Here is a 10,629-nt window from a genome sequence, read left to right on the forward strand (position 1 = left end):
CCTCTGGAGACAGCCCCAACGGGCCAGTAAGGCCAACTTAAGAACATCTCGAATTGCAAGGCCACGGGTTGTTCTGTTGCCATGACCGCCCCCGCGTGTCCCGGCAGGTTCTGCAAGCCTGAGGGGGTTTGCGGCGTCCCCCCTCAGGCTCCCCCTTACCCCCCCATAACCATCGCCTGTTGTCCTTGGGGCGAAAGCGTATACCCCAGGAATGCCTGCACTGCTGGCGATGCTGGATTTTTATACACGTAATACAACGTGCGCTGATAGAGATAGCTGGGGGAATCGGGCGTCACCCCATTAATCGGCACCGATCGCACGGTGCGTTGGGTCGCCACCTGCGCATAGGTTGCATACCCAATCCCATCCACCCCAAGGGCCTGAAGCATCGGCGTCGTGGCATCACGGGGCAGCGTGGTGATATTCGGCGTTGTCCCAAACGGTTGTCCGCGTAACACCATTTCCTGAAACGCCTGGTGTGTACCACTCACCGCTGGTCGGTTAACCACCCGAATGATCGCATTGGGACCCCCGACCTGGGACCAGTTGATGATTTTGCCCGTAAAAATCCCCTCCACTTGCTCCGGTGTGAGGCTCCCCGTGAAAGGATTATTCACCCCAATGACCACGGCGATCGCATCAACGGTAATGGGTACCGCCACCAACCCCTGGGATTGCTCCTGGGGCGAGAGGGGACGTGAGGCCGCCGCCAGATCAATTTGGCCTGCGGCGAGGGCCTGAAGCCCCTGGGCTGTTCCGATCGCGTTCGTGACTACCGTGGTGCCTGGGAACTGGCGTTGAAAACCTTGCTTGAGATGCTGGTTAATCGCGACCATACTGGTGGACCCATCAATCCGCACGAGCGTCCCCGCTGGCACCGTTGCGGGTGGGGGAAAGGCACTATGGGGAAGCCCGCCCCCGCCATTGGGGGATGACGGCGAGGGGGCATTGGGAAACGTTGCCGCCGGATTCCCATTGGGCATCACTGGCCCCCCTGTGGGCTTTGGCCGGAACAGGAACCAGTACACCCCGCCCCCAGCCAGGATCAGGAATAGGAGAATAAAGACGATCGGTGGGGGGCCGCTTTTTTGTGCCATGCGTGTAATCCTGTATGTGGTGTGCCTTTGGTCCTAGCGTTAGCTTGATCGCAAGACGTATCTTTAAATAAATAAACCAGGTACCCGGCGATCGCCAATGTCCGACGCTACAGTCGCAGCCCTTAATCGGCGGGTGCTTGCTCCGAGGGCAGCATCGCACCACCAACAATTCTGCTATCCCCGTCGGTCGCCAAATCTTAATCGGCGGGTGCTTGCTCCGAGGGCAGCATCGCTGCATCGGGCTGCCCCCCCAGGCGTTGTAAGCGTAGGGCCACTGCCTGATCGAGGCTCATTTGCTGTAGCTCTGCCTGGAGTTGCTCGGCGGGATTTTCCGAAACTTCCGCCAAGGCTTTTTGTTGCAGGTTGCGACGCTGGACAGCATTCTTCGCTGACTCGAACTGGGAACGGGCCGAGCTAATGTCAAATTCGTTATTGACTTGGGCAATCGCCGCTAGGGCCTCATTGATCTCTGCCAGATCCTTCATATTTTGCATATCGGCCTTGTACTGTTCCAGCTTCATCCGCTCCCGGTTCAGTTTTTCCTTGGATGCCTTAACAAACTGATCGGCTTGCTGGACTTGGGCCTCCAACTGGGGCAGGAGTTGTTCGATCTGGATGACTTGGACCATAGCCAAACGGGCCGCTTCCTCATTGCCCTGCTGCTGGGCCGTCATCGCCTGCTGCTCCAGGGTTGCCATCTCCTTGGCCTTTTGCTCGTACTTCTGTTTCGCCCGCTCATAGGCGGCCATTTGGGTTGCGACCGCCTGGGCCAGCTTTTGCACCGAGGCTTGCATCGACTGCAATGACTCCTCCGCTACGGCCACGGCCACTGGCCCGCCCGACTCGACCGGCAACCCCCACAGCCAATTCCAGGTCCCGACGATCGTGCGACCCGCCTTCTCCCCCATCAGCCAGTAAACAAACTTTTTCATAGTTGGAGCGTCCTTACAAATCAACCGAGACTATACGATGGCGACATCCCTATTATCCCGGATTCCCCCTGTTCCGTCAGACCCTAGCCCGGTTCCCGCCGCAATCGGGCTGATTCAGATTATTTCCATCAAGAAAGATAAAGCCAATGTAACGAGATAAAACGCTATCTGTAGTGTCCTTCAAACTTCTAAGCGCTATTTATCGGCTCTGACGGCGGGCAACATGGGCTAATGTCGGCATTTCAAGATTTTTGAGTTAAAATTTGTAAAAAGCCGCACAAAAATGCACGTTTAGTTGTAGGAGAGTGTGTCTACTATAATACGCCAACGGTAATCTGCTAGCGGCGATAGGTAACTTTACTTAACGGAGGACCGTAGTATGAACCCGGCAGCCTTTGAGCTTTCCTTGGAGCAGCAATTCCAAATGCGCTTGGTGGAGGAGTCCTTGAGCCAGATGAGTCACGAGCAGGCCCTCGATCTGTTATTGCAGGCCTCACGTTTGCTCATGCTCAAGGACAATGTAATCCGTGACCTCATGCGCAAGGTCCCCCTTTAAGGGGGTGATCCGGGTAGACGCTCTCAACCTCTTGTGTTGTTCTCAGCCGAGAAGAGGACTGGGGGAAAGGGAACGTCAACTCAGATTGCCTGTCTGCGGTAATCCGCGCATTCGGGAGACGGTTCAGTCCGCGCTTAAAACACGACACATACACGAGATTGATGGGCACAGCCGGAAGGAAGGGGTTTATCCCCAATGGCGCTTCTCACACTCCCAAGGATGACAGGGATGCTGGCTGTTTTGCAGATGCCAGGGGTTTAGGGCACGGGCCTAGCGTCCAGGCTGGAATTTGGGTAAGTGCGTCGGCAAATTCAGCACAAATTCGGTAAGGTTCGATGCAGACTCAACCCGAATAGTGCCACCCAAGAATTCGATAAATCGTTTTGCTAAGGCAAGCCCCAAACCCGTCCCCCCGTGCTGCCAGGGATCATGGCTGGGGATGCGATAAAAGCGATCGAACACCCGTTCAAATTCAGCGGGCGGAATTTCCACCCCCGTATTGCCAATCCGCAGTTCTATCCCCATTGCCACCGCTTGGGCCGTAATGCTGATGGTCTCGCCACGGGGGGTGTATTTACAGGCATTATTGAGCAATTCCCGCAGAATCCGTTCCAAATAGGTCAGGTCTGTTTCTAGGGTTAAGGTCTTGGGAATGTGAATGTCTAGTGTTTGTTGTTGCGATCGTATCCGATGGCTGAATGGCTCCACAATCAGAAAGAGCCAGGAATGTAACTCAATTTGAATGGCATGAAAGGGATCAGGGTTGATATCAATACGGGTCAGATCCAGTAAATCATTGATAAGGGTCGTTTCCCGCTGGCATTCTTCTTGCAAAATCTTAAAATAGCGATTGACTTGGGCGAGCTTTGCGCCTTCACTGACGGTAGCCCCTAAAATACCCAAGCTGGTTAGTTGAATCTCCAACATTTGGGTGGCCATTTTTATATTCGACATCGGGGTCCGCAGTTCATGGGAGACAGTGCTGAGGAAGTCATCCTTTAACTGGTTCAGGCGTCCCAGTTCCAGCACTTGAGTTTGGGCGGCTTGATAGAGTCGAGACTGGCGGAGGGCGATCGCGCATTGGTTCGCGACCTGTTGCACCAGGCGAATTTCCTGCTCATTAAAGATATCGCTGCGATGTTTGAACACCCAAAGATCGCCTAAAACCTTCTGATCATCCACAATTGGACAGGCCAGAATCGCAAACAGGCGCGTGTCCGATCGCAGGGGATCAGGAACTAAATCGCCAAAAATGCAGGTTTTACCCTGGAGCAGGTCGGCATAGACTTCGGGATGGGGGGCGGTAGCCATTTCAATCGTGGTACCTAGGGCACTTTTGAGATCCCGAATAAATTCGTTAGTAATCGTTGAGGTGGTATAGCTTTTGTTATAAATACCCGTATAGCAACATTCTACCGACATCCCCTGGACTAATTCTTGCACCACGGTTTGCAGGATTTGCTGCTCATCCAGGCCATCGCGGACCTTATCGGTAATGCGTTTGAGTAGCTCGTCAAACTGGATTGCCTGTAGCAGTTCTGCCGTGCGGATGGTGACCTGATGTTCCAGATCGGTATTGAGGTCCTGGACTTGACGATAGAGTTCTGACTGTTGGATCGCGATCGCTAATTGCCCCGCCAGTTGCTTCAGTAAATCAATTTCTTCGTACAGCCAGTGGCGTGGGGCCTGACAGTGGTGTGCAATCAGCAACCCCCACACGCGATCGCCTTGTAGTAGCGGGAGGGCAAGGTTGGCTTGGACTTGGAACTGCTCCAACATCTCGCCATAACAGGGATTCAAACGGGCGTACCCCACATCAGCAATGGCGTGGACCTTACCCTGGGCCAGGGCAGTTAATACGCGATCGTGGCTCAGGCAAGGATCGCGAATAATAAAGTCGGCCAGGGAAATCCAGCCCTCGGCGACTGATTCCGCCACCACCGTACCATTGCCTCTGGCGTTGAGGCGATAGACCAGAACGCGATCGGTTTGGAGGAAGGCGCGCACCTCTGACACCGCCGTTTGTAAGACGCTCTTGAGATCCAGGCTTTGGCGCATGCGGTTATTGATCGTCGCCAGGAGCAACTCCCGCTCCGCCAGTTGTTGCAGGGCGATTTCTGCCTGCTTGAGGTCGGTTAAATTACGGCGCGAGAGGACGACCCCTGAAATGCCCCCTTGGTCATCCGCATAGGGCGCATAGGTAACACTGATAAATTGCTGCCCCAGGCTTGGGGAGGTACACCACTCTTGATGGCGCACCACCCGGCCAGCAAGGGCATAGTCCAGATAGGGTTTTAAGGTCTGGGTAAAGGGTTTTTCCCCCATAACCTCGGCCACAGTATAGCCAATGACCCGCTCGGCTGATTTTTGATGCCAATCCAGATAGGTTTGATTGACGGCTAGGTAACAATAATTGCGATCGAGGAGGGCCATCCCATCCGGAGTTGCGGCCACCATGCGTTCATAGCGCCGTAGATTTTCCTCCGTCTGTTTGCGATCGGTAATATCTTCACACACGATCACGGTATACCGCACCGAGTGATCCGCATTCCTGACCAGGGATACACTCAAGCGTCCCCACACCACGGTGCGATCTTTACGGAGATAACGCTTATCGATGACGTAACTGGTCAAGATACCCTGGAGAAGGCTTTGATAAAGCTGTTGATCGAGCGTGAGATCTTCTGGATAGGTAAACTCGGAAAAATGGCGACCGATGAGTTCCGCTTGGGAATAGCCCAGAAACCGGCAATCCGCCTCATTCGCCGCAATCACACAGCCACTGGGATCGATCAAGGCCATGCCGACCATTGCGTGATCAAAAATCGAGCGTAGCTGGTCGTCCCGCTCCTGTAGGGTGGCTTCTGCGAGTTTGCGATCGTGGATATCCTGGACCATTGCCAAGAGCAACTGAAGTTGTCCCTGCTCATCCCAGGTGAGGGAAGCATTCAAACGCCCCCAACGCACCTGACCATCTTTGCGCAGATACCGTTTTTCAAGCTGATAATTACTCTGGCGCTGGGTCAAACAGGCATCGAGTAGTTCCTGTTCGATCGCCAAATCCTCCGGATGGGTAATGGCGGCAAAGTCCATTTGGGCTAACTCATCCGGACCGTAGCCGGTAAATTCCCAAAAGAAGGGATTACTCATCCCCAAACTAAAGTCGGGGGGAGCACAGACCGCAATCCCGATCTGGGCCTGTTTAAACACCGTGCGAAACCGCTGTTCACTTTCCCGCAGCGCCAGCTCTGCCTGTTTGCGTTCAGTAATATCTCGACCCACGACCACTAAACCCTGGCGGTGACCCTCGGTGTGAAACAGGGGTACCTTATAAAAATCAAAGGTGCGCGCCGCCCCAATCGGTTGGGGGATCACTGCCTCAATCCGGATTGAACGGCGTTGGGTCCAAGCCGCTTCGTCACTATCAAGGCAGGTCAAGAGGGTTTCGCGGTAAAAGTCCGTTAATTCGGCGATTTCCGCATCGGTCCGCCCCTGACACTCAACCCGGTCTAACTGGAAAAGGTCTAGCGCGGCCTGGTTAAGCCGTTGCCAGCGGCCTTGGCCGTCCTTGAGAAAAATGGGGTCAGGGATCGCTTCCAGGACCCCTTCTAACCAACTGGGTTGGGGAGACTCGCCCCGATCGTGCAGGGTAAGCAAATGGTAATCGGGTCAGGTGTTAATCGCTAGCGTAAAGGCCACCTGGCGCATCCGGGTGGGGGAGCAGCGTAGACAGCCTGCACCCCGCAGTAAGGTGTCTGATTGGGGAACTAGGGGCCAAAGGCGACCCAGTTCATCGGTGGGGTCAGTAAAATCCGTGAGGGGACGATTGATTAAGGCGGACTGCGGCAGATCCCAAAGCTGGCAGGCGGCGGGGTTCACCGCAACACAGCAACCTGTTTGATCCACCACCATCATGGCATCAAATGCACCCTCAAACATCGCCTGGATCGGGCGACTCAGCCAGCTCGAGGCTAACAAGTCCAGACGATCAACGGCCTCACCCGTTTGATGAGCCTGATGTTGACGAGGGTCCATAACTTTATGGGTATGGGAACTTTCACCCTAATGACATACAAGTAATAACTGCCATCGAACCAACCACACGAGTGCCCTCTCAGCCGTAGACGGGCGGATGGGCGATCGGCGATCCGTGTCTTCGACGCTGCGCTCAGGGTGGCTGGGCCAGATCTGTTTCTGCGAGGGAGACGCTGCGCCAACGGGTTGAGCCGGTCGATCACGCTCATTCTAAGTGTGATGCTGCACTAGCCTACGACGCTTGCGTGTTGAGATTAAGCTAAACACCGAGCGACCCCACACCGTCAGCGGTTGGTTTCGCCTGTTGGACGCCAATCGACCAATGCTGAGTTTCAGCATGACAGTCCCCCCCTATCCTAGTGTCTCTTACCGCCTAGTGTTCCCACTATCATCCGTGTCGGAACGGAGATCATACCTTTTTTAACCATTTTGGCGACTGCGATCGCCACGGAGGTGACCCATCCCTAATCTGCGGATGAGCGGGTGCGGTAGCGGCAGGTCTGCGATCGCACATCCCAGCGCATGGCCACGACCGTTTGTTCGGGGGGAGGGGTAAAGGCGGCACAACCGTGAAAACTGTCCACGGCGCTTGGCCGGTAGGTATGGTTATACAGCCAGCGATCGACAACCAAATAGGTCAGCATGATCGTGCCCCCCATCCCCATTGCGACAACCAGACTCACCATTAAGCCCAAAAGGGTTGAAAAAAAAGCGTGTTCTGGAATACGAATAATCAAGAATCGCTTGTTGGCGTTCGTCATGAACCCAGTGTCCTAGTCGTTTGTCATGCTGAAAATGATGGGTTATCGGTTGGTGTCAAACTTGCGGGACCCAACAAGGTGAGCGTGTTGGATTGCACCGCGTGTTGGATCGCCCGATGTTGGTTAGCCCCAACCGCCCCCCAATACCTGAATTGACCGAGGCTCCTTAGGCGTTGAATGTGCCCTCAGGACTGTTGGTACCCTAGCCGATACAGCAACCACAGTGCCACCAAAATCCCCACCAGTTCCGCCGCGATCGTATTGAGCACGGCTTGCATCGCCACCATATCCAACACGGTCACCACTGGCCCCCGGTTCAGCAGCGTCCCCCCCGTCGTTGGGGCTGTCAGGGTGATCGCCCCTGGGGGCAAGGCAAGCAGGGTGGTTAGGAGGGTTCCGGCTTTGCCCATCCCAATCAAGACCGCACACAGCATCCCGGCTGCATTGCTCAACAACCCGACCCACAGGGTCCGAATAACCTCGATCCGACGAGGACGAAAGTTGGGATCTTCCAAATCCACGGCAACCCGTGTATAGCGAAAACACCAGTAGATGGTGAACAGGAGGGCCATTAAACAGCCAAAGGCTAGAAAATTACCGATGCCAACCACCCCGCGCTGGGGGCTTTGGTAAAGAAATAGGGCAAAAATCAGCAGGAGGATGGGGATAAAACCTAATAGGGACTGGAGCCAGAAGCCAAGCCAACCGAACCAACGAAAGTCAATGGCCAAGCGCCGTGGGCTAGGGGCAGGGTGTTCCAAAAACATGGTCTCAAGCAATAGGATGGGCAACCTGCTATTGATTATCAGGGGTACGGGGACGATCGCTGCTACCGGGCTGGGCTGAATTGGGCAAGCGGGTCAGGTAGCCCCCCGCTTCGAGGCTTTGTTCCCATGCCTTCAGGTTCGTAATCAACTGGACCCCGGCGGTCTGGTTGGCGAGCCAACGCCCGATCGCCGTCACCGGACGCCCAATGGTCCGTTGCAGGATTTGGAAGACGACCCAACCCAGGGCCGCACACCAAAATGCAGGCCAAATGGCCAACCCCAGGGCTACGCCCAAGCCGCGAATGGAGGACAGCAGGGTCCAGATCGAAATCACGATGCCGATCGTCACCCCGGCATAGGGCAGGGCAATCAGGAAGCCAAACAGTTGCGGTGCAAAGGCCAGGGCCAAGGTACGATAGACTGCCTGAAACGGCACCCTTGCCGGTAGGAGCCAATCACACACTAACCACGTGCTCAGACTCCAGAAAAAGTAACTAAAGGCAAATAATACTGCCGAGAGCAACACACTCAGGACGAACCGGAGGGGCTTAACCTGGTTGACAAAGAGCACAATCCCTTGCCCCAAGGTTTGGGATAACCCGGCCAGGAGCACGATAATCAGGGCCGCTTGGGTTCCCTGGGGGAGGCGTTGCAGGAGTTCGTAGGCAGCCGGATCAAGGGCGATCGCTGCCCAAATTAAATCCCAGAGGTGCTCAATGGCCGCATCATTCATAAGGAACAGAGAGGGTGACAGGGTGGGGCTAGGGGGTAACCCCCTGGGTGTCTGTCATGCTTAAAGTCGGGGGTTGTCGGTTGGGGTCAAGCCAGCGATACTCAGCCCAGTTACGGGCATGGTTAGGTCGCACTGTGTGTGATCCAACCGACAAAATTAAGCTTGATAGAACACTAGGCGTCGAGGGTGGCTTCACGGATAACGTGTTGGGCCGCGATCGCAAACATAATGACGGAAATCCCGGTCGTCAGCAAGCTGATCCCCACTAGGACACCGAGTATCCAAGCCGCTCCCACGGGCCACTTCGACCAGATCAAAATCCCTAAAATTACGTTAATCAGGCCACTGAGCAATGCCCAGATCCAATTGCCGCTGGGGCGGATCTGAAACGCCAGAATGACTTCAAAGACTCCCTGAATAAAGATGAAAATGCCAATCAGAAGGGTCAGGGAGAGTACCCCACTAAAGAGATTAGTCAGGATCAACATCCCTAGGACAACATAGAGGATGCTGATCAGCAGTCGCCAGACAAAACTCCGTTCATAACGACCACGGATGGCGTCAATCCCCCGCAAAATTCCCCCGACGACAAACATCCAACCCAGAATAATTGTGACAAACACCGCCGCCACAAAGGGAGAGACGATCGCGCCTAGCCCCATCAAAACCAAAATAATTCCCAAGGCAATTGTCCAATTTAATCCTTTCTTAAGATCCTGCGTCCCTTCGTGATGAGTCATAACTTGTTTTATCCCTCTGGTTGATGCTCCCGCAGGAGATTGATTTGATGATTTAATGCTTCCCTTGCTTAACAGATCGTTGCTAGCCCTGTCAATTTTTCGCCGCTCCCCCTAGTTTTGGGTAGGAGTGCTATCATCAGCGCAACTTTTGGGGACCACGGCTTAGCAATGGTCCTAGTTTCACTCCCTATCCTTTTGCTGTCCTGGGTACAACCAAACTATGCAGGTTTCTAAGTCCCCTCTGGCTGCCCCAACGGCGATCGTCACAGCCCCCATGTCTACGCCTTCTCCCTTCACCCGCTTCCCAGTGCGGCTAGCCCTCTATGGTGGCGGCACGATCGCCGTTGTCGCCGTTGCTGCGCTTGTGAAATATTTTCTGAGTCGGCTAGCCGAATATGTCATCTATCCCATTCCCTTATTGGGGGGCCTCCTGCAAAGCTTGGAGTTGGCCGAACTGAGCAACCTCCTAGTCTTTGCCATTTTGGGTCTGGGTTTAGGTGTCCTAACCCGTCTATTACCCGTCCGGTGGGGCCAGCGGTTGAGTGCTGCCCTGTTGATTGTTCTGGTGCCATTAATTTTTATGATCAGTACCCAGGTGCGCTATGACCGCTGGGTACTGACGATCGCCGAGCAGGAGCAACTGAGTCGTTCCGAGGCGATCGCCCTCACCAATGCCTACCTAGACGATCGCATCCAAAGTCAGGGGTGGTGGGGGTTCTATCGCTATACCGCCCGCTATACGGCCATCCCCACCAGTCAGGCTGAGATGCAGCGGGCAATGGGGATTGATGCACGGGTGCAAGCCCAATTTGCCAAGGTGACCGGCATGGACACCCCGATCGTGGCGAGTATCATGACCCTGTGTAGCTGGGGGTTGCGGGTGTTCTATTTTGTGATTGCCGCGATCGTCACCGTCAGCCACTTCCAGGAGGGCTTGAAACCGCCTATACCCGCCGCCAAGCCAACACCAACGGCTCCTCCGCCTGTTTCGTCTCCCCCTGCCCGCCG

10 protein-coding genes are annotated in these 10,629 nt (G+C 55.0%); 2 read left to right on the top strand and 8 right to left on the bottom strand.

The features are described from left to right. Nucleotides 1–155: 155 nt before the first annotated feature. Both ACWIUF_RS04880 and ACWIUF_RS04885 read right to left on the bottom strand, forming a co-directional pair. Nucleotides 156–1,097: a phosphate ABC transporter substrate-binding protein gene (locus ACWIUF_RS04880; protein WP_448571130.1), complete on the bottom strand. Its 942-nt coding sequence runs from the start codon at nucleotides 1,095–1,097 to the stop codon at nucleotides 156–158. 197 nt (nucleotides 1,098–1,294) lie between these two features. Further along, nucleotides 1,295–2,029, bottom strand: a complete 735-nt coding sequence (locus ACWIUF_RS04885; protein WP_448571132.1) for a PspA/IM30 family protein — start codon at nucleotides 2,027–2,029, stop codon at nucleotides 1,295–1,297. A 379-nt stretch (nucleotides 2,030–2,408) separates the two neighbouring features. Between ACWIUF_RS04885 and ACWIUF_RS04890 the strand changes: the two genes are divergently transcribed. Further along, nucleotides 2,409–2,585 carry an NblA/ycf18 family protein gene (locus ACWIUF_RS04890; protein ID WP_448571133.1) on the top strand — a complete coding sequence of 59 codons (177 nt, stop codon included), beginning with the start codon at nucleotides 2,409–2,411 and terminating at the stop codon, nucleotides 2,583–2,585. Nucleotides 2,586–2,855: 270 nt separating this feature from the next. Here ACWIUF_RS04890 and ACWIUF_RS04895 read toward each other — a convergent pair whose 3' ends face one another. From ACWIUF_RS04895 to ACWIUF_RS04920, 6 genes are all read right to left on the bottom strand, one after another. Next, complete coding sequence (locus tag ACWIUF_RS04895) at nucleotides 2,856–6,242, bottom strand: PAS domain S-box protein (protein WP_448571134.1); 3,387 nt, start codon at nucleotides 6,240–6,242, stop codon at nucleotides 2,856–2,858. A gap of 12 nt (nucleotides 6,243–6,254) precedes the next feature. Next, nucleotides 6,255–6,620, bottom strand: coding sequence for a PAS domain-containing protein (locus ACWIUF_RS04900; RefSeq protein ID WP_448571135.1), 366 nt, complete (start codon nucleotides 6,618–6,620; stop codon nucleotides 6,255–6,257). A 464-nt stretch (nucleotides 6,621–7,084) separates the two neighbouring features. Continuing rightward, entirely contained in the window at nucleotides 7,085–7,381 is a 297-nt protein-coding gene (locus ACWIUF_RS04905; protein WP_448571136.1) for a hypothetical protein, read from the bottom strand. A gap of 185 nt (nucleotides 7,382–7,566) precedes the next feature. Then, on the bottom strand, nucleotides 7,567–8,148 hold the full coding sequence (locus ACWIUF_RS04910) for a DUF3611 family protein (RefSeq protein ID WP_448571137.1): 582 nt from the start codon (nucleotides 8,146–8,148) through the stop codon (nucleotides 7,567–7,569). A 28-nt stretch (nucleotides 8,149–8,176) separates the two neighbouring features. Next, nucleotides 8,177–8,881 carry a hypothetical protein gene (locus ACWIUF_RS04915; protein ID WP_448571138.1) on the bottom strand — a complete coding sequence of 235 codons (705 nt, stop codon included), beginning with the start codon at nucleotides 8,879–8,881 and terminating at the stop codon, nucleotides 8,177–8,179. A 173-nt stretch (nucleotides 8,882–9,054) separates the two neighbouring features. Then, nucleotides 9,055–9,621, bottom strand: coding sequence for an HdeD family acid-resistance protein (locus tag ACWIUF_RS04920; protein WP_448571139.1), 567 nt, complete (start codon nucleotides 9,619–9,621; stop codon nucleotides 9,055–9,057). Nucleotides 9,622–9,841: 220 nt separating this feature from the next. On the opposite strand from ACWIUF_RS04920, the gene ACWIUF_RS04925 reads away from it, so the two are divergent. Next, the coding region (locus tag ACWIUF_RS04925) for a hypothetical protein (RefSeq protein WP_448571141.1) at nucleotides 9,842–10,629 on the top strand (788 nt) is incomplete at its 3' end.

The organism is Trichothermofontia sp., from assembly GCF_053493415.1.